Origin of the sequence: Agrobacterium sp. CGMCC 11546, assembly GCF_013365515.1 — a bacterium.
In the GTDB taxonomy this organism is placed as follows: Bacteria; Pseudomonadota; Alphaproteobacteria; order Rhizobiales; family Rhizobiaceae; genus Agrobacterium; species Agrobacterium fabrum.
The window spans coordinates 1,567,571-1,585,522 of the sequence record NZ_CP047388.1 but is presented as its reverse complement, the minus strand read 5'-3'; the positions used below and the strand labels follow the sequence as shown (position 1 = coordinate 1,585,522).

Here is a 17,952-nt window from a genome sequence, read left to right as displayed (position 1 = left end):
GCCCGTATCTGCCACAAAAGACAGGGAACCAACGGCGCTGCCAAGGGGTTGGCATCCTGTCAGGCCGATAATTTTACGGTTGCGGCGCAATATGTCCCATGGTCTACTTGCGTCTATTATTACGTATTTTTATTGGCCATTTTTTTAATTCAACTGTAAAAACAGAGAGTTATCGTATGACAGTGCAATTTCCGAGCATTTCGCAGACGCTTGCCGAAGAGATCGGAACATTACGGAAATGGCTTGACGAAGATGCCCTGCCCTTGTGGTGGGAGGCGGGTTCGGCGCGTCCGGATGCCGGTTTTTACGAGCGTCTCAGCCAGGATGCGAAGCCGATTTTTTCCGATGATCGCCGCGCCCGCGTGCAGCCGCGCCAGGCCTATTGTTTCGCCGCCGCCGGCCAGCATGGCTGGCAGGGACCGTGGAAAGACGCGCTCTCGCATGGCCTCTCCTGGTTCGAGAAGGTCTATCGGCTTGAAAACGGTCTTTATGGCAACCTCGCCGACCAGACCGGACGGCTGATCGATCCCTCCTTCGATCTGTATAATCAGGCTTTTGCGCTTTTCGCCGCAGCGCAGGCGGCCGCGAGCCTTCCCGAACGCAAGGACGAGATGCGCATCAGGGCGCTTGATATCCTCGCCATTCTCGAGCGCGACTACAGACATCCCGTCGCCGGCTTCGAGGAAGAGAACCCGCCGCGCACCCCGCTCTGTTCCAATCCCCACATGCATCTTTTCGAGGCGATGCTTGCCTGGGAAGCGCAGGACCCGCAAGGCCCCTGGTCGGCGATGGCCGATGAGATTGCTAATCTGGCGCTTACACGCTTCATCGATAGCGGCAATGGCGGCTTGCGAGAGTTCTTCGAGCGTGACTGGACGCCTCATAAAAGCGACAAGGGCCGCATCATGGAGCCGGGCCACCAGTTCGAATGGGCCTGGCTTCTGGTACGCTGGGGCAGCCTGCGCGGCAATGATGAAGCCATTACGAAGGCCAGGCGCCTGTTCGAAATCGGCGAAGAACACGGCATCTGCCCGCGCCGCAAGGTAGCGATCATGAGCCTTTATGATGATTTTTCAGTGCATGACGGGCTGGCGCGGCTGTGGCCGCAGACGGAGTGGCTGAAGGCTGCTGTGCGGCTTGCGAGTGTCACGAGCGGCGAGGAACGGCAGCGCTACCTCGCCTCGGGCCTGCGCGCCATCGGCGCGCTGCAACCTTTCCTCGACACACCGGTCAAAGGCCTGTGGTTCGACAAATGGCCAGCCGACAGGCCGATGCTCGACGAGCCGGCACCGGCAAGCACGTTTTATCACATCGTCTGCGCCATCTATGAGGCGGAGGCGGTGCTGGCAGAAGGGCAATAAACCTCGCCCACCGGGCGAGCGGCATCGGCCGCTCGCCGGTTTCAGAGATCAGTCAAGCCTTGGCCGGGCGCACGACGCGCCAGTCCGGTTTGCCGAGATTGTGCGGCCAGGGATGCACATCCTTGTCGTTGAAATAGACGACCTCTTCCAGCTTCGGAAAATCCGCCTGTTTCAACGTCACGTCGTTCATCCACGGACGAACATAGGAATCGCCGCCTTCATAGCCCAGTTCCGCAACCCAGACCGGCCTGTTGAAGGTTTCGACAAGTCCATAGCCCTTGCGCAGCAGATCCGTGAAAGTCTTCGGCCCGCCATATTCGATCTTGTCATAATCCTCGAGGCCGAAAACCGAGAGGCCGACAAGATCCGCATAGTTGTCGCCGGGGTAGTAAGCCCGCAGGCCATCAAGACCTTTGGGTGACCACATCACCTTGACGCCGGGAACCGCCTTGCGGGTCATGTCCACCATGCGTTTATAGGCCGTGATGTAATCACGCGGGTTCCAGCCCGACCACGAGAAGCGGCCGGACGTGTCTTCCATTTCCTGTCCCCAGCGCAGGATCAGCGGGCTCTTCATCGCCGACATGCGTGCGACGATCGCCTGCATGTTCTTGTCGTAATCGCCGCTCAGCACCTTGCGGCGCAACTCGTCGGACGAAAGCCGCCAGTTGACGTCCCAGGACCAAGGCTCGACGGTGATCAGCACGTTGCGCTTGCGCTCCAGGGCATAGGCGTCCGCAAGCGCCAGGCTGTCGAGATCCACATCTTCCCAGGGCAGGAACAGATGTTCCGTCGCCACCCCGGTCTGTCCGGTGAAATCGCCGTGCGGATCGTAAGCGCCGAAACGAATGCCATCCGCATGCAATGTCGGACGTTTGTCGGCAAATGTTTTCATGCCCGTCGAGGTCATGGGGGCGACCCCCTGTGCGTCGAGCTTGAGCACCGGGTACATGCCGGCGGTAAAGGCTGCGGCGGCACCACTTGCGAACAGAAGTGTTCTTCTTGTTATCTGCATGACACCTTACTCCTTACCTTGTTGCCGTCATCGCCTTGTCGTAGGCGGCGATCTGCGGCGTTACATCGTCCTTGCGGACGAGCTTGAGGAATTCATCGCCAGGGCGTGGCGGGTTGTGCCTGAACACGTACCATTGCCCACCCTGCTTACGCTGGTAGAGCACCTTACCGATGCGACCGTGGTCGAAGCAGGTATCGGCCTTGCCGCTTCCCGCCTCGGCTTTCCAGGTGGCGCGCATGCACAGTGTGCCGTTGGCATCGACGGTCCAGCGGCCTTCACCGACGGACTTCTTGCCTTTTTCTTCCGTTGCGGCGATGAATTTACGGCCGTCGGCGATGAAGCGTCCGCCGCCCGTATCCCATTTCCAGGTCTTGTCGAAGTACATCTCCACGACTTCACTGGTTCTGAGCGGTTTCGGCGTCTTCGTGCTGCCTGCAGCATGGACGGCGCTTGGCGCAACCATTGCAAGACACAGTACGAAAGCGGAGAATCCGCATTTGCTTATTGTTGTTCTCATCACAGCCTCCTCCTTCATTGCCCGACCCTATTGTCGGCCAGCAATATTTCTCCAGTTGCCACCGCTGGCGGCGGTACAACGACAGGCTCCGCCTGCATGTCCTGCGGTCCACGCAATACCGGAAGGGCGATGCGCAGTTTCAGGCGTACCGACCTCGCGCCTTCCACGCCCGCACCGGCGACCGTGAACCGCGTTTCGGTAAAACTGACATAGGGTTGCCCGTGCGACAGGGCTTCCAGCCCGCCGATCGCATGGGAGCTGAGTTCAGCGGCACTTCCGGCCACCAGCAGCAAGGAGCAGGCAGCAGCGCTTGCTCCACCGCGCAGGGCCGGCAGCTTCGGCAAACCGTTTTCCATTGCATGGCGGATGAGCAGAAACACCGACAGGCCAGCATAGATCGCCACATTGATGGCGGCGAAGATGAAGAAACCTTCCGCCCCGTTTTCCCGCGGCGCCAGAACCATGGCGAGAAGGCTGAGCGCTGCGAGCACCATGTAAGGCGCGACGACCCGCAGCGGCAGCGGCGGCTTTGCCTGCGTGCCCTTGGGCGTAATGCGGAAATCGACGAAATCGCCACGGACCGTGTCCCGTATCGCCGCCAGCACACCCATCAGCGACCAGGGCCAGCGCAGGAACAGGAACACCATGGCTTCCCAGCTGAAAAGCTTCGCATTGTGCGGACGGAATGCGCCCGTGGCCCGCCAGAAAAAGGCAAACACGATCATGATCAGCGAAACCGGCAGGAAATGCGTGAGGAACGCCGGATAGGAAGCATTGACCAGTACATGGCCTTGTACCAGCGCAACCGCCGGAAGCACGAACATCAGTGCCATGAAGCCGGAGAACAACGGATACCAGAGCTGCGAAAACAGGAACTGGAACTTCAGCCGCGGGGGCAGCTTCGGCACGTAATGCCGCGAATATTGCAGCAGAATGGTCATCAGACTGCGCGACCACTGGAATTCCTGCACGATGAGGTCGGCAAAAGTCACCGGCCCGTCGCCATGGGCGATGGCGTTCACGGCATGGATGCCGCGCCAGCCACCGGCATTCATCAGAAGCGTGGTGGAATGATCTTCGGCAAGCTCCGGCCCAAGGCCGCCAACCTCCCGCAGAGCCTTCGTGCGCACCGCATAATGCGAACCGATGCAAAGCGGCGCCCAGCCATTATTGTAGCCCAGCTGCAGTGCGCCATGCAGGCTTGCCTCGGCATATAGCCTGCCACGCGCGGCCCAGCTCTGATCGGCATTGGCATCGCAGATGCTCGGGGCCGAGACATACCCCACAGCCGGATCGGCAAAGGGACGCATGATCTCGCGCAGATAATCCGGTTCAGGCACATGATCCGCGTCGAACTGGGCGACAAAATCATAACGCTCGTAACCATAGTGATCGTAGAAATAGGCGAGATTACCCTCCTTGCAGCGGGTGCGACGCGGCCAGGTCTTGCGATGATAGTCGGCGACGCCCTGCCGGGTGGAGACGAAAACGCCGTGCGCTCCACACCATTTCAGTGTGTGTGCATCCGGGGCCTCGTCGGCCAGCCAGACATCGAATTCCAGCCCCTTCTGCTCCAGCATGGCCAGCAGCGTCTTTTCTACCACGGCAAAGGGTTCCGACGGCGCCTTGGTGACGACCATCGCCACCCTGCCCCGCGGCAGTGGCGACTGCGGATCGACGACCTTCGCATTCAAGAAGATGAAGATGAAATAGGACGGCAGAAGCGTGATCCAGGCGAGCGTTATCGTGACGACCGTGTAATAGGGCCAGTCGATGATGCGATCGCGGTCGAGCCACCAGATCCAGAACCAGGCGAGGGTCACCAGCCAGCCGCCGATGCCGAGACGATAGGCCATGCGGTTCCAGCCGCGGAAAACCGGCTGCATCCGCAGATCGCCGGTCGCAGCAATTGCCCGGGCCGATGGCACTGATGGCGTCGAGTGCGTCTTCATGACCGCACCTCCAGTCCGAAGCCGGGACCGGCCGTGCGGATGATGGTGTCGATATCCGAACGCTTCGGGGTGAAGCCCAGCGTCTCTTCCGCGCGCCTGATGTCAGCAAAGAGCGCGGGCGGATCGCCGGCACGTCTTGCGCCGAAATGCACTGGCACTTCCTGCCCGGTCACCCGGTGGATCGCCCGGATGATATCGCCGACTGACGTGCCGTGACCCGAGCCGAGATTGACACGCAGCGTCTCACCGCCATCCGAAAGGTAGTTGACGGCGGCCAGATGGGCATCGGCGAGATCACTGACATGGATATAGTCGCGAATGCAGGTGCCGTCGCTGGTGTCATAATCCGCGCCGAAGACATCGAGTTGCGGCAGCCTTGCAGCGGCGGCCATCAGCGCCCGGGGGATCAGATGGGTCTCCGGTTCATGGCGTTCGTAAAGCTCGCCATCCGGATCAGCGCCCGCCGCATTGAAATAACGCAGCGCCACAAAACGCAGACCATAGGCGGCGGCATAATCCTCCAGCGCCATTTCGAAGATCAGCTTGGTGCGCCCGTAAGGATTGACCGGCATCTGTGCCGTTTCCTCACGGATCGGCAATTGCTGCGGCACGCCATAGGTGGCGCAGCTGGAAGAAAACACCAGCCCGCCAATATTCTGGTCGAGACAGGCATCCAGCAGCGACAGGCTGCCGCCGACATTGTTGCGATAATATTTGCGCGGATCCTCGACGGATTCGCCGACATAGGCGTTGGCCGCACAATGGATGACGAAGGCCGGAGAGAATTCACGAAGCGTGGCTTTCAGCAGGGCGCCATCGAGAACGTCACCTTCGATCAAGGGCCCCCAGCGAACGGAATCCGCGTGACCGGTCGAGAGATTATCGTAAGCAATGGGCTTGAAGCCGGATTGTGCCAGCGCCTTGCAGATGTGGCTGCCTATAAATCCGGCCCCGCCCGTGACGAGGATTGTGCGGGCCATCTCATACGGCCTCCGCCACTTTCCTGCCGGCGAGCAGTGCGTCGAAATAGACGATGGTTTTTTCCAGGCCAGTTTCGAGCGGTACACGCGGCTGCCATCTCAGCAGCTCGTTTGCCCGCGAAATATCGGGGCGACGCTGCTGCGGATCGTCGATCGCAGCGGGCAGATGGATGATACGCGAACGCGAACCCGTCATGCGAATGACGATATCGGCCAGCTGCCGCACCGGAATTTCTGCGGGATTGCCGAGATTGATCGGTCCGGTGCAATCCTTCGGTTTGGCCGAGAAGCGCAGGAAACCGTCGATCAGGTCATCGACATAGCAGAAGGAACGGGTCTGGCTGCCATCGCCATAAATGGTGATGTCGTCGCCCTTCAGCGCCTGGACGATGAAGTTCGAAACCACGCGTCCGTCATCGGGACGCATGCGCGGCCCATAGGTGTTGAAGATACGCCCCACCTTGATATCGACGTCGTAGCAACGGTGATAATCAAAAAATAGCGTTTCGGCGCTACGTTTGCCCTCATCGTAACAAGCTCGCGGCCCGATTGTATTTACATTGCCGAAATAGCTTTCCGGCTGCGGATTGACATGGGGATCGCCGTAAACTTCCGATGTCGAAGACTGCACTACGGTTGCACCGCATCTGCGCGCCACCTCCAGCACGTTGACCGCGCCGAGCACATTGGTGAGAAGCGTGCCGACGGGATCGCGCTGATAGTCGGGCGGCGACGCCGGCGAGGCAAAGTTGAAGATCAACGAGACATCGATGTCATAGGGCTTGCGCACATCGTGCTCGACCAGCAGAAACCGCTTGTTATCCCGTAAATGCTCCACATTCGCGGTGCGACCGGTCGACAGATTGTCGAGACAGATCACCTCGTGACCGCAACTCAGCAGGCGCTCACAGAGATGGGAACCGAGGAAACCGGCGCCACCATTCACGAGAACCCGTTGCCCGGGCCTCCATTCAGAGTAGATGGTGGCACCGTTGTCTTGATCGTTGGGAACGAAATTACGCATTACACAAACCTCCCCATGAGGAATCAGCGCGGCTGATTCAACTAAACTGGATCAAACTCCCGATTGCGCGGTATCTTGAATATCATCCTCCGGTTTTTACTTCTTCTGGAGGTTTTAATATTTCGATTCGATAAACTTCAACTTTCATGATAAGCGCGACAAAAAACAGGTCAACTTCATTTTGTCGAAATATTACAATTGATTACCCAAAATTACTCAAAATAACCCCCGTATTTAATACTTTTTAACTACGCCTCCATTATGCCTTTCTTATTGAGCATTAGCGCAAGCTTCGCTCAACCAGTCGGGGTTATCCTGGTTTTGTAAGGCTCGGTCCACCGGGTACAAAACCGCCCGGCGAGATGCGACAGACAGTCGATTTCAGGGGACACACATGACGAATGAAATGCCTTATTCCCATAGCGGCAAAGCGGCCCACCATTGTCGCTTCGCGCTTGTTGCCGCAGCACTTGTAACTTCCACCTTCGCGACGGCTTCATGCTCCGTTGTCGAAGACGCCGTTCTCATCAAGACCACGTCTTCCGATGCCACCACGATCAAGAGCCGGGTCGCTCCGGCGAAGGCGTCCTACGGTTATCAAAAAACGGGCAATGCCGCCGTTACGCTTGTTGCCGATGATGCGGATACGCCCGCCGTGTCACGGCACGCCTATTCCGGTTCTTCTCCCTATATCTGCTCACCCAGCGGATTCGGGCAGAAATCCCGCTGCTTCCTGAGGCCCTGAGCCTCAGGCAGAAATCTTGGAACCAACTGGCGTCCGGTCGGCCGAGGCCGGCCTGACGCTCAGTTCGTCCAGCCGGAGAAGGTCGCGTCTTCATCCTTATGGAAGAAACGCGATGCCGCCTCCGTGCGGTTGCGCACGTTCATTTTCTTATAGATGTTGCGAACGTGAACCTTGACCGTGTTCTCGGACAGATGCAGCCGATCAGCGATGATCTTGTTCTGCGTGCCCTTGCACAAAAGGTCGAGGATCTGCACTTCGCGTGTCGTCAGCGCCGCCACCTCGCTCCTGCTTGCAGCAAGGGCATCGGCACGGTTGGCGATCACGGCGTTGTTTTGAACGCTTTTCCCGCTGACGGACGGCGAATAAGGCGTGAGTTTGCCGAGAAGAGCTGCGGGAAAATGCTCTCCCCCCTTCATAAGCAGATCAACGGCGGCCATAAAGACATCGAGCCGCAGATTGAGCGGCAGCACGCCATCGATGATACGCATTCCCACCAGGCGCTTCAGCGGCTCCTCGAATTTATCGATGGTTTCGACGACAAGTGCGATCGGCGCATCGGGATGCTTTTCCCGAACTTCCGAGAGAACGGTGTGAAGCCGCTCACCCGACATCCGGTAAGGCAAGACCAGACGGACACTGTTACCGTAATCATCGTCGATCTCCGAAGATGACTTTATGCTGACCACGGCAAACGTGGGGAACTTTTTGCCCAGCGCCTCCATGAGGCACTCGGAAAACAGATCCGGGTCCGCTATAATCAATAAAGTTCCATTTATAGGAGCAACGGCATTTTTTTGTTTTGCTGCATAATCTGACGTTCCCATGAACATTGACGCCTCCCTAAAGCGCTTACGCATTACATTCTTTTGGCTAAGCAGTTCATCGGGAATCCCCCGGATACTTAGGGGCGCTTCCCGCTTCAGGCCATGTCAACTATCATTAATCACCCGTTAATTAACGTAAGCTAATACGAAAAGCTGTGTAAATAAATGGCCCAAACGGGTTATTTTTTACAATTGACATACAAAATAGGTTACGGCCGGATAGAATCATTCATTCTGGAGCCGCTGCAAAAACAAGCCCGTCGGAAAAGCTTTCGCTGCGGTTTTGCAATCCGGCAAAATATAACTTCTGGTTGCTTTCCCTTTGCATAGCTCATCGACGAGCAACGTCGAAGCTGTTTCTTTTCGGGATAAGGGCGCTTTCCAGGCGGAATAAACCATCTTTTGAAAAACAGCCGTCCTGCCCCAGCAGAAGCAGGCTTTTTTTGCGTCCGACCAGGGTGAACAGCCCCCGTCGCCGCCCAAGCGACATATATATTTGGCGTAAGCGCCGATGTGTTTAGCCCGAATTGATATCTAGGAAGCGTAATTTTTCTGCGGCACAGTCTGACCGTCGCTCAACGGCGACCGATGAAAAGACATTGCCGGCTTTGACGTGTGTTTAAAAACGCCGGTCCCTTTTCAAGAAACATGCAAGCAAAAAAAGACGAAGCCACCGCGCTCCCCGTTGGAGCGAGGAACGGATTTGTGCGCCTGTTTACCGAGTGGTGCACAAGGGCTGAACAACGAGAGCCCGGTCACGGGCCGATACCGAGCCGCAGATGATGCGTACCGAGTGCATCTGCAAAACATCAATCCATGTGCAACCCGGGGCAAGCGCGATAAAAATCCCGTTTTAGATGAGAGGGATTTCGAAAGCTGCTCCGAGCTTTTTCGGAGGAAATCGAAATGGGTTACAATCCACAGCCTGCTGGCGACGACATCACCAAGATCGGCGCGCTTTCCGAGGGTTTTGCCAACACCTCGACCAATGACGCCAAGGTTGAAGACAGTAATGTCGGCACCGCAAACGGCGAAAACCGCAACAACGACAACAGCGACAACAGCACCAACACGGATGTCGATATCGACGCCAAGGTGGACGTTGCGGTTGGCAATGGTGACAATCGCGACAACGATTATGACTGGAGCTATGACAGCAAGTCGTACAGCGACAACGACACCACGACCAAGACAAGCACCGAAACCAATACGGACATCAAGACCGACTACGACTGGAGCTACGAAAGCAAGTCGTATAGCGACAATGATACCAATGTGAAGACTGTTTCGGATTCGGACAACAAGACCTTCACCTATTCCGACAATGACACCTCCACCAAAGTATCAACGACGACCGACAGCTTTAATTCCGCCGACAGTTTCTACAAGTCGGATGACGACTTCGGCAACATCGCAGGCGTCAAGGATGTCGGCAACCTCGGCATCGCCGGCGGGGATCTCACCTTCAACCTGGGTGACGACTTCTCCTTCACCCTCGACGTTGACAACATCCTCAACTCCTCGCTCAACGGCGATGGCAACGACACGGGCTTCAGCCTCGTGCAGGCCAATCACCTGGCGGACCAGGATTCAGCCTATGACGTCCAGATGCAGAACGGTGGCGCTGAAAACCACCTGAGCGCCAATGCAGGCGACGCCTTTGGTGCCGAAGGCATGGACGGCAAGGGATGGGACCTCAAGGCCGGCGACGACGCAGCAGGTACCAGCACTGCGGATGCATCGGCAATCCTTGCAAATTCCGGCTTCCATCTGGAACTGGTGCAGGGCGCCAACATGCTCTCCAATGCCGTTGACGTCACGATCACAGGCGGTAACTCGCATGTGTCGGATGTCGGTGAAGATCACTCCTGATAATCACCTCTCTACGAAAAGAGCTGCACCGGCACCCGCCGGTGCAGTTCGCGGTTAAAAGACCGGGCTTGGCGAAATGAAGCACCACCTCTGAGATGCGTGCCCGCCACTCCAGGGTCCTGCCGCGATGTTCAGGGAGGGACCTCAAATGCCTATCGACAGAATTTCAGACATGATCGCGCATTTCATCGGCCTGTTCGACACGGTGATCGAGGAAGCGCGCCTGAGAACAAACTATAGCGAAGGCCCGGCGCATTCCAATCCGGACCGTCTGCCGGACGATGAAGCGGCAAAGCTTCTCGACAAGAACTACGACGTTCCGCTCGAGGATTACGATCCCGGCGTCAAATACCGCGCCGGCTATTATGATTTTGACTATATCCGGCCGAATTTTGTGCGCCCTGTCGAATACGACATGCAGCAGTTTGAAAATTCCGTACCTGTCGATATTTCCGCCGCTAATTTCCGCTTTCCAGGTCGTTCCTCCTTCGAGGACGAGCGTGAACTGGTAATTCATACCGGCCCCGGTTCGGTTATTGCCCATGTCTCACAGGTCAACATACTCCAGGATGACGATTATCTGAACATGACGGATGGCCCCAATGTGGCCCGCGACACGAGTTTCGTGACCCAACGCACCGTCGAGTTCTACAATGAGGCGTCCGTCTTTACCCCTTTTTCCGGTTTCCAGCGCACCGACAGTTACGACGCCCTGCAGGCGCTCGCCAAATCCGCCCATGATTACATCGAGCACGCTCGTGAAAACGACGTCACCTCGCTTGGCACCGATGCCGACCAGGATTTCGTTCTGGCCAGTCACGATATCAACGGCCTTTACATCAATGGCGTGGCAGCCAGCGAAAAGCCTGTTCTTGACGACTACATGCCCGATCGCGGTATCGCCAAGCCACCGGAAGAGCCGGAAAAAAGCGATGTGCCGCTGCATGAGGACAGCCCCGCCGGCAACAGCCTTGATGTGGCCGCAGGCGCCAATGTCGTCGCCAACATCGCCACGCTGGTCAATACCGGCGTCATGACCTCTGTGACCGCGGTCATGGGTGACTACCACCAGATCGACGCCATCACCCAATCCTATATCTACAGCGACCGGGACGAGATTTCGTCCGTCTTTACACGCTCCGACAATCAGGCCGAGACAGCCGCCTACAACATCGCCAGCTTCCAGCGAAGCGTCTTTCCGGGTGCGGAAAATACCGCAGCGGACAGCCATGAGACGGGTGAACCGCCGGTATTCCCGACAGCCTGGCGTGTCAGCGTATTGGAAGGCGATGTCTCCTTCGTCCACTGGATCGAGCAGTACCAGTTCGTCAGCGACAACGACACGATGACGATCACCACGTCGGGCGCGAGCGTCAGCCTGTTGACGGGGGGGAATGCCGCCCTCAACATCGCCAACTTCCTCGGCATCGGCATGCAATACGATCTTGTCATCGTCGGCGGCAATGTGCTGGACATGAACGTCATCACCCAGATCGCCGTGCTTTACGACAATGACTGGGCACGCGCCAATTCCGGTGCGCCTGATGGCGCTACCATTCAATCCGGCAACAATCTGCTCTGGAACGACGCCACCATCCACAATGTCGGCGGCAACGACCGTTTCGAGACCATGCCGGACTATATGCATCAGACGGTGAACGCGATCAACGAGCGTGACCCGAACATGCCGGACGCGCTGGCCCATGATGTCAACTTTGCCGGCTATCAGGGATTGAACGTCCTTTTCATCACCGGCAATCTTTATGACGTCAGCCTCATCAAACAGGTGAGCGTGCTTGGCGATTCCGATGACGTGACGCAGGCCGCGTCCAAGGTTCTGGAAAACAACGATAACGCCACCGTTCATATCGATACCGGCAGCAATGCGGTGATCAATCTGGCGCAGATCATCGATTACGACAATTTTGGCCCCACCACCTATGTCGCCGGCGGCGTTTATTCCGATGCCATCCTGATACAGGGCGGCATCATCGAAAACGATATGTCGCAGCCCGCCCATCCAAGCCAGCTCGCCAATGAGGTCATCGCCTTTCTGCACGACGACCCCGCAACCATCGAAAACGAATCCGACGGCGTCATCAATGCCGGTCACGACATGTCGTGGTCGAACGCCCATTCATCCGACGTCATGCAAGCGGTCACTGCATAGGTCTTGCCGGCGGCAAGGCTGCCAGGTGAACCGCAGATACCGCAAGATCATCGAGGGGACCGATATAAATGGATCATATTTCAAGAAAAATCATTGCCGACGGACGCTCACTCGACTTGCCGCTGGATCAGGAGGCAGAAGATAGCAAACTGACGGACGCCTGTATTTCAGCCATCAATGAAGCCGTCGAGAACCTGCGCCAATTGACCGGCGTGGATGAAACGCCAAAGGCCGTCGCGCCCATTGCCGCAACTACGCCACAGCCCTCTCAGGCAAGCATTCAGCCCCCGCAAATGCGGGATGTTCCACCGATGGAGCCCGAGACCCGACCGGGCCGGCAACCCGAGCCAACCCCGGAACCGGCAGCAAAGACAGACAATGCGGAATTGAAAGCTGCACCCGATCTGCCTTTCGTCAAGACCATCGACAATAATGACGGGCCGATCCGCGAAAATGAGCGCAGGCCCGTTACCGGCGGCGGCGGCAATGGCAAGGATCCGGAGGATCGTGGCGGTGGTGGTGGCGGGGGCGGCGGAAGTCATAGCGGCTTCCATAAGCGCAGCGAACCGATCAATTTCGCCGCGAGCCTTGCCAAGGGTATCGCTGCAGTCAGACGAAACATGGTGGTGGTGATGTTGTTCACCGTCGCCATCAACATCCTGCTGCTCGCCATACCGCTTTATCTGTTCCAGATTTCCGACCGTGTTCTGACCAGCCGCTCCATGGATACCCTTGTCATGCTGACGGTCGCCGTTCTCGGCGCCGTTCTGCTGCAGGCCTTCATGGATGCCATCCGCCGCTTCATCCTGATGCGCACCGCCGTCGAACTCGAGGTGCAACTCGGGGCGCCGATCCTCTCCGCCGCCGCCCGCGCCTCGCTCCACGGCAGCGGCAAGGATTATCAGACATTACAGGACCTTCAGCAGCTGCGTTCGTTCCTGACATCGGGAACACTGATCGCCTTTCTCGACGCACCGCTGATGCCGCTTTTTATTGTAGTGGTCTATCTTGTTCACCCGCATCTCGGCATCATCATCATGGTTTGCTGTGTGGTGCTTTTCGGCATTGCCTGGCTGAACCAGCGCTTCACTGCACGGCAATTCTCCGAAGCCTCGGGTTATCTCAGCCGCGCCAATTTCCACCTCGATTCCATGTCGCGCAATTCGCAGATCATCAATGCGCTCGCCATGATCCCTGAAGCCGTGAAGATGTGGGGTCGCGAAACCGCCGGTTCCCTGAAATCCCATGTAGCGGCGCAGGACCGCAACATCATGTTCTCGGGCGTTTCCAAGGCGGCGCGCATGGTCACCCAGATAGCGCTTCTAGGCTGGGGTGCGCATCTATCGCTATCAGGCGAATTGACGGGCGGCATGGTCATCGCAGCCTCCATCATTTCAGGCCGAGCCCTCGCCCCCATCGAAGGCGCGATCGAAGGCTGGCACCAGTTCAACAAATCCGCTGCCTCCTATGGCCGCATCAAGCAGCTTCTCATCAATTCGCCGCTCAACTTCCCGCGCCTGCGCCTGCCCAATCCGGAAGGGCGTCTCGACGTGGAGCGCATCCTTTTCGTGCCCCCGCCGCAGAAAAAGGTGATTTTGAACGGCATTTCCTTTTCTCTGAAAAAGGGGGAATCGCTCGCCATCATCGGCAATTCCGGCTCCGGCAAGACGACACTCGGCAAGATGCTGGTGGGCTCTATTCTGCCCACCTCAGGTAATGTCCGTCTCGATCTCATGGATCTGCGCAACTGGGACCAGCGGCAATTCGGTGAAAGCATCGGTTATCTGCCGCAGGACGTGCAGCTTTTCCCCGGCACCATCAAGGCCAATATCTGCCGCATGCGCGACGATGTCGAAGACCGTCAGATTTACGAAGCTGCGGTGCTGGCCGATGTCCACGAACTGATCGCCGGTTTCCCGCAGGGTTACGAAACCGTGGTCGCCGCCGATGGCGCACCGTTGTCCGGTGGCCAGAAACAGCGCATCGCGCTTGCACGTGCCTTCTTTGGTGATCCCAAATTCGTGGTGCTGGACGAGCCCAACTCCAACCTCGACACGGCTGGCGAACAGGCGCTGGCAAGGGCACTGCTGCACGCCAAGAAACAGGGTATCACGACAGTCACCATCACCCAGCGGCCGGCGTTGCTGCAATGCGTCGACAAGATCATGGTGCTGAAGGACGGATCGGTCGCCATGTTCGGCGAAAGGATGGACGTGCTGAAGGCGCTTTCCGGCAATGGCCGCCCGGCGGCCCAGTCGCCGCAGATCGAGGGTTGAGGATCATCATGTTCACGAAGAAAAACGCCGTCACCGACGTCAAACCCCAGGGCCAGCTGGAATGGTACAGCGAAGTGCCTCGCTCGATACGGCTGCACAGCTCGATCGGTCTTGCGGTGCTGCTCGCCTCGTTCGGCGGCTTCGGATATTGGGCCGGCACCGCGCCGCTCTCCTCTGCCATCATCGCCCAGGGCAGCTTCGTCGCCACCGGCAACAACAAGGTGGTCCAGCATCTGGAAGGCGGCATCATCAAGGAAATGATGGTCAGCGAAGGCGATACGGTCAAGGTCGGCGACGTTCTTCTGACCCTCGACAAGACGACGGCGCTTGCCAATGAACGCATGTTTCAGTTGAGGCGCCTTCGCCTCGAAACCATCGTCACGCGCCTGCGCGCCGAAGCACAGGGTGAAAAGAGCTTCAAGGTGCCCGATATCGTGATGAAGGAAGCAAGCGATCCCGATATCAAATCCATCATCCAGAGCCAGAACGTCGTGTTCCACAGCAAGCTCGTCAAACTGGACGAGCAACTGAACCTGATCAACAAGAACATCAAGTCACTGGAGTTCCGCTTTGCGGGCTATGACGGTCAAAAACAGTCCTTCGACCGGCAACTGGCGCTTTTGACCCAGGAACGGGATTCCAAGGAAAGGCTCGCCAAGGATGGCGTCATCCGCAAGACCGACATGCTGGCGCTCGAACGCGCCATCGCCGACGCCATGGGCGATATTGCCCGGCTGACCGGGGAAATGAACCAGAGCGAGGCGGAAATCGCCAAATTCAAGCAGGAGGCGGTTATTGCCGTCAACGCCAATAAGCAGGCGGCACTGGACGCGCTGGAAATCGCGGAATCCGATCTCGATAGCGTGCGCGAACAGGTGCGTGGCGCGGCCGAAGTGCTGGAACGCACCGTCATCCGCTCCCCCGTCAACGGCACCGTGATACGCGCCTATTACCATACGCCGGGCGGGGTCATCACGACAGGCAAGCCGATCATGGAAATCCTGCCTGCCCATGTTCCCCTGATCCTGGAAGCACAGGTGCTCAGAACCTCCATCGACCAGCTGCATGAGGGTCAGACCGCCGCAATCCGCCTTTCGGCGCTGAACCGCCGCACCACACCGGTTCTGAACGGCAAGGTGTTTTACGTTTCCGCCGACAGTATCGAGGAAAATGCCGGTCTACAGGTCAAGGACGTCTATATCGTGCGCGTGCAGATTTCCGATGAGGAGATCGCCAAGGTGCATAATTTCCACCCCGTGCCCGGCATGCCGGCCGACGTTCTGATCCAGACCTCGGAGCGGACTTTCTTCGAATATCTGACCAAGCCCATCGCCGACAGCATGTCGCGCGCTTTCAAGGAAAGGTGAAGAAATAACAGTGGCATACACTGTCAATCCCGCGCCGGTCGGCATATGATGCCAGTATAGTTCCGATGGGTAGGAGAAGCGGCATGGCGGTGATGTCAGATGTATTGCTGCTGGTCGGCAGGCTTAATTACGTGTGGACCAACACGGAGAGCCTGATGATCTATCTGATCGTCCATCTCATGAAAGTGGAAAAGGAAGCGGCCATCGTCGTGTTCCTGACGCTCAACACCACGCGGGCACGTATGGATCTGATCGAGCGCTTGGCTAAACTTCCCTCCACCGATGCGAAGGACCGCAAGACCATCCTCTCCATCATGGCGCGGCTGAAGAAAGAAGCGAGGACGCGCAACAAATATAATCACTGCATCTACTCCTTCGATGAAAAAGGCGAGATCGCCAGCACGCAATTGATGCGGCTGGTGGAGGATGACAGTCAGGTGCGTTACGGCAAGGTCGAACGCATGGACGAGAAGGAAATCGAGCACCTTGAAAAATCGATCGCCGATATCGTCGCGGTGAGCAAGGACATGTGGAGTTTCATCCACGCCAGCCCGCATGTTTCAGCCGATTATCTCTAGGCCCTCGTCTGCAACCGCATGCCGATAGCCGGGTGAGTCTCCCCATCCTGCGCCATCCTCACCGGCAGGCACAGTTTCCCGGCCGCGAAATAAAGCAGGAACGAGCCGATCTGGTAAGGGAAGATGATGTCGATCTCCACGAAGGACCGTACGACAAATAGCGCGCAGATCGAAAACAGGATGACGCCCTGTGGATCGCTCTTTCGCATCAGCACCGAGCGCAGATGGCCGAGCAGCGTTCCGTAGAGCACCATGGCAAGCAGGAGCATGCCGACAAAGCCATTTTCCACCACCGTTTCGATATAGGTATTGTGGAAATGGAAGCCGCTGCGGCCGGTAATGAAGAAATCGTTCCAGAGCCGTTCGGCATCAGCAAAACCCACCACCCAGAACCCCTGATAACCGACACCGAAGACGGGTGTCTGTTTTGCCGCCTCGATGCCCTGCTGCCAGAGATAGGTGCGGCCGGTCAGCGTCGAATCCTTGCCGAAGATGCCGAGAATGGCATCGAGCAGGCCAAACTGCAGGGAAGCGACCACTAGTAGTGCGCCAAGGCCGCCAAGCGCAAAGAACGTCATCTTGCGATTGGCCGGCGACAGCATGCCGATTGGAATGAAACCGATGATAAGGGCGACCACCGCTGCCGTGGTGATGGCGGATGTGGCCGATTGCGATGCGACGAGACTATAGGCCGATAACAGCCCGGTAACGCCAGCGATCGGCAGCCAGATCCCCCTCTGTTTCAGGACCAGCACCGAGGAAGCGGCAAAGATGACGCCGAGCGAGGCGTAAAAGCCGAGCTGGTTCTTGGACGAAAAAGCACCAACGAAACTATAGGTACCGTCAAGCGCATCGAAGAGATAGATGCCGAACAGCAGCGAATAGAGCAGAACGAGAGTGGTGCCGATCAATGCGCCGCGCGTCAGTGTGCGGATGGAGATCACCCGCATGGCGATCAGCGCGCAGACGATATGCGTCATATACTGGATCGAGGCGCGCATGGTCACCGAGGCGGCTTCCGACCAGAAGCTGGAGAGCACGGTCAAAATGCCAAAACCGAATATCCAGAGATAGCGCGGATAATTGCCGAGCACGCGCCGGTAATCCACCACGACAAGAGGTAGCCACAAGCCATAATAGGCCAGAACCGAAACCATTCCGAAGCGCGATGAATAGGCGAAAACGAAGAATGACAGCGCGATGGCCGCCATTCCGTATACCTCGTTGCGTTCAGGATCGATCAGCGCCGATTTGGCGATCCGCATTGAAAC

The 17,952-nt window shown here is 57.7% G+C and carries 14 protein-coding genes; 7 read left to right on the top strand and 7 right to left on the bottom strand.

The window, feature by feature from the left end:
* Positions 1 to 176: 176 nt before the first annotated feature.
* On the top strand, positions 177 to 1,361 hold the full coding sequence (locus tag GSF67_RS21855; RefSeq protein WP_006315253.1) for an AGE family epimerase/isomerase: 1,185 nt from the start codon (positions 177 to 179) through the stop codon (positions 1,359 to 1,361).
* Positions 1,362 to 1,413: 52 nt separating this feature from the next.
* Here GSF67_RS21855 and GSF67_RS21850 read toward each other — a convergent pair whose 3' ends face one another.
* Genes GSF67_RS21850 through GSF67_RS21830 form a run of 5 tightly spaced genes read right to left on the bottom strand, consistent with a single transcriptional unit; the run spans position 1,414 to position 6,849 of the window.
* Positions 1,414 to 2,376, bottom strand: coding sequence for a glycoside hydrolase family 26 protein (locus GSF67_RS21850; protein WP_006315251.1), 963 nt, complete (start codon positions 2,374 to 2,376; stop codon positions 1,414 to 1,416).
* A gap of 13 nt (positions 2,377 to 2,389) precedes the next feature.
* Positions 2,390 to 2,893, bottom strand: coding sequence for a DUF995 domain-containing protein (locus tag GSF67_RS21845; RefSeq protein WP_006315249.1), 504 nt, complete (start codon positions 2,891 to 2,893; stop codon positions 2,390 to 2,392).
* A 14-nt stretch (positions 2,894 to 2,907) separates the two neighbouring features.
* Positions 2,908 to 4,845 (bottom strand): glycosyltransferase family 2 protein, encoded by a 1,938-nt coding sequence (locus tag GSF67_RS21840; protein ID WP_006315247.1) that lies wholly within the window; start codon positions 4,843 to 4,845, stop codon positions 2,908 to 2,910.
* The gene (gene galE, locus GSF67_RS21835; RefSeq protein WP_006315245.1) at positions 4,842 to 5,825 is read right to left on the bottom strand and encodes a UDP-glucose 4-epimerase GalE; all 984 of its coding nucleotides are present in this window, start codon (positions 5,823 to 5,825) and stop codon (positions 4,842 to 4,844) included. Before galE ends, GSF67_RS21840 begins: the two co-directional genes overlap by 4 nt.
* 1 nt (position 5,826) lies before the next feature.
* Positions 5,827 to 6,849, bottom strand: a complete 1,023-nt coding sequence (locus GSF67_RS21830) for a UDP-glucuronic acid decarboxylase family protein (protein ID WP_006315243.1) — start codon at positions 6,847 to 6,849, stop codon at positions 5,827 to 5,829.
* Positions 6,850 to 7,243: 394 nt separating this feature from the next.
* Between GSF67_RS21830 and GSF67_RS21825 the strand changes: the two genes are divergently transcribed.
* Positions 7,244 to 7,594, top strand: a complete 351-nt coding sequence (locus GSF67_RS21825) for a hypothetical protein (RefSeq protein WP_006315241.1) — start codon at positions 7,244 to 7,246, stop codon at positions 7,592 to 7,594.
* Positions 7,595 to 7,653: 59 nt separating this feature from the next.
* Here GSF67_RS21825 and GSF67_RS21820 read toward each other — a convergent pair whose 3' ends face one another.
* A complete protein-coding gene (locus GSF67_RS21820; protein WP_006315238.1) occupies positions 7,654 to 8,424 on the bottom strand; it encodes a helix-turn-helix transcriptional regulator in 771 nt (256 codons plus the stop codon).
* A gap of 900 nt (positions 8,425 to 9,324) precedes the next feature.
* On the opposite strand from GSF67_RS21820, the gene GSF67_RS21815 reads away from it, so the two are divergent.
* From GSF67_RS21815 to GSF67_RS21795, 5 genes are all read left to right on the top strand, one after another.
* A complete protein-coding gene (locus tag GSF67_RS21815; protein ID WP_006315234.1) occupies positions 9,325 to 10,290 on the top strand; it encodes a fibrinogen-binding protein in 966 nt (321 codons plus the stop codon).
* 148 nt (positions 10,291 to 10,438) lie between these two features.
* Entirely contained in the window at positions 10,439 to 12,460 is a 2,022-nt protein-coding gene (locus GSF67_RS21810) for a hypothetical protein (RefSeq protein WP_006315233.1), read from the top strand.
* A gap of 68 nt (positions 12,461 to 12,528) precedes the next feature.
* Positions 12,529 to 14,736 carry a type I secretion system permease/ATPase gene (locus tag GSF67_RS21805; protein ID WP_006315232.1) on the top strand — a complete coding sequence of 736 codons (2,208 nt, stop codon included), beginning with the start codon at positions 12,529 to 12,531 and terminating at the stop codon, positions 14,734 to 14,736.
* An 8-nt stretch (positions 14,737 to 14,744) separates the two neighbouring features.
* A complete protein-coding gene (locus GSF67_RS21800) occupies positions 14,745 to 16,103 on the top strand; it encodes an HlyD family type I secretion periplasmic adaptor subunit (RefSeq protein ID WP_006315231.1) in 1,359 nt (452 codons plus the stop codon).
* Positions 16,104 to 16,186: 83 nt separating this feature from the next.
* Positions 16,187 to 16,681: a hypothetical protein gene (locus tag GSF67_RS21795; protein ID WP_006315230.1), complete on the top strand. Its 495-nt coding sequence runs from the start codon at positions 16,187 to 16,189 to the stop codon at positions 16,679 to 16,681.
* On the opposite strand, the gene GSF67_RS21790 is transcribed toward GSF67_RS21795, so the two are convergent.
* Positions 16,678 to 17,946 carry an O-antigen ligase gene (locus GSF67_RS21790; protein ID WP_006315229.1) on the bottom strand — a complete coding sequence of 423 codons (1,269 nt, stop codon included), beginning with the start codon at positions 17,944 to 17,946 and terminating at the stop codon, positions 16,678 to 16,680. The two genes, GSF67_RS21795 and GSF67_RS21790, sit on opposite strands and share 4 nt — an antisense overlap.
* Positions 17,947 to 17,952 lie beyond the last annotated feature (6 nt).

Bases quoted from the DNA above. Each gene is read 5' to 3' on its own strand.
- GSF67_RS21795 (WP_006315230.1), top strand. From the start codon at position 16,187: ATGGCGGTGATGTCAGATGTATTGCTGCTGGTCGGCAGGCTTAATTAC.
- GSF67_RS21840 (WP_006315247.1), bottom strand. From the start codon at position 4,845: ATGAAGACGCACTCGACGCCATCAGTGCCATCGGCCCGGGCAATTGCT.
- galE (WP_006315245.1), bottom strand. From the start codon at position 5,825: ATGGCCCGCACAATCCTCGTCACGGGCGGGGCCGGATTTATAGGCAGC.
- GSF67_RS21825 (WP_006315241.1), top strand. From the start codon at position 7,244: ATGACGAATGAAATGCCTTATTCCCATAGCGGCAAAGCGGCCCACCAT.
- GSF67_RS21830 (WP_006315243.1), bottom strand. From the start codon at position 6,849: ATGCGTAATTTCGTTCCCAACGATCAAGACAACGGTGCCACCATCTAC.
- GSF67_RS21845 (WP_006315249.1), bottom strand. From the start codon at position 2,893: ATGAGAACAACAATAAGCAAATGCGGATTCTCCGCTTTCGTACTGTGT.
- GSF67_RS21855 (WP_006315253.1), top strand. From the start codon at position 177: ATGACAGTGCAATTTCCGAGCATTTCGCAGACGCTTGCCGAAGAGATC.
- GSF67_RS21810 (WP_006315233.1), top strand. From the start codon at position 10,439: ATGCCTATCGACAGAATTTCAGACATGATCGCGCATTTCATCGGCCTG.
- GSF67_RS21850 (WP_006315251.1), bottom strand. From the start codon at position 2,376: ATGCAGATAACAAGAAGAACACTTCTGTTCGCAAGTGGTGCCGCCGCA.
- GSF67_RS21805 (WP_006315232.1), top strand. From the start codon at position 12,529: ATGGATCATATTTCAAGAAAAATCATTGCCGACGGACGCTCACTCGAC.
- GSF67_RS21790 (WP_006315229.1), bottom strand. From the start codon at position 17,946: ATGCGGATCGCCAAATCGGCGCTGATCGATCCTGAACGCAACGAGGTA.
- GSF67_RS21815 (WP_006315234.1), top strand. From the start codon at position 9,325: ATGGGTTACAATCCACAGCCTGCTGGCGACGACATCACCAAGATCGGC.
- GSF67_RS21800 (WP_006315231.1), top strand. From the start codon at position 14,745: ATGTTCACGAAGAAAAACGCCGTCACCGACGTCAAACCCCAGGGCCAG.
- GSF67_RS21820 (WP_006315238.1), bottom strand. From the start codon at position 8,424: ATGTTCATGGGAACGTCAGATTATGCAGCAAAACAAAAAAATGCCGTT.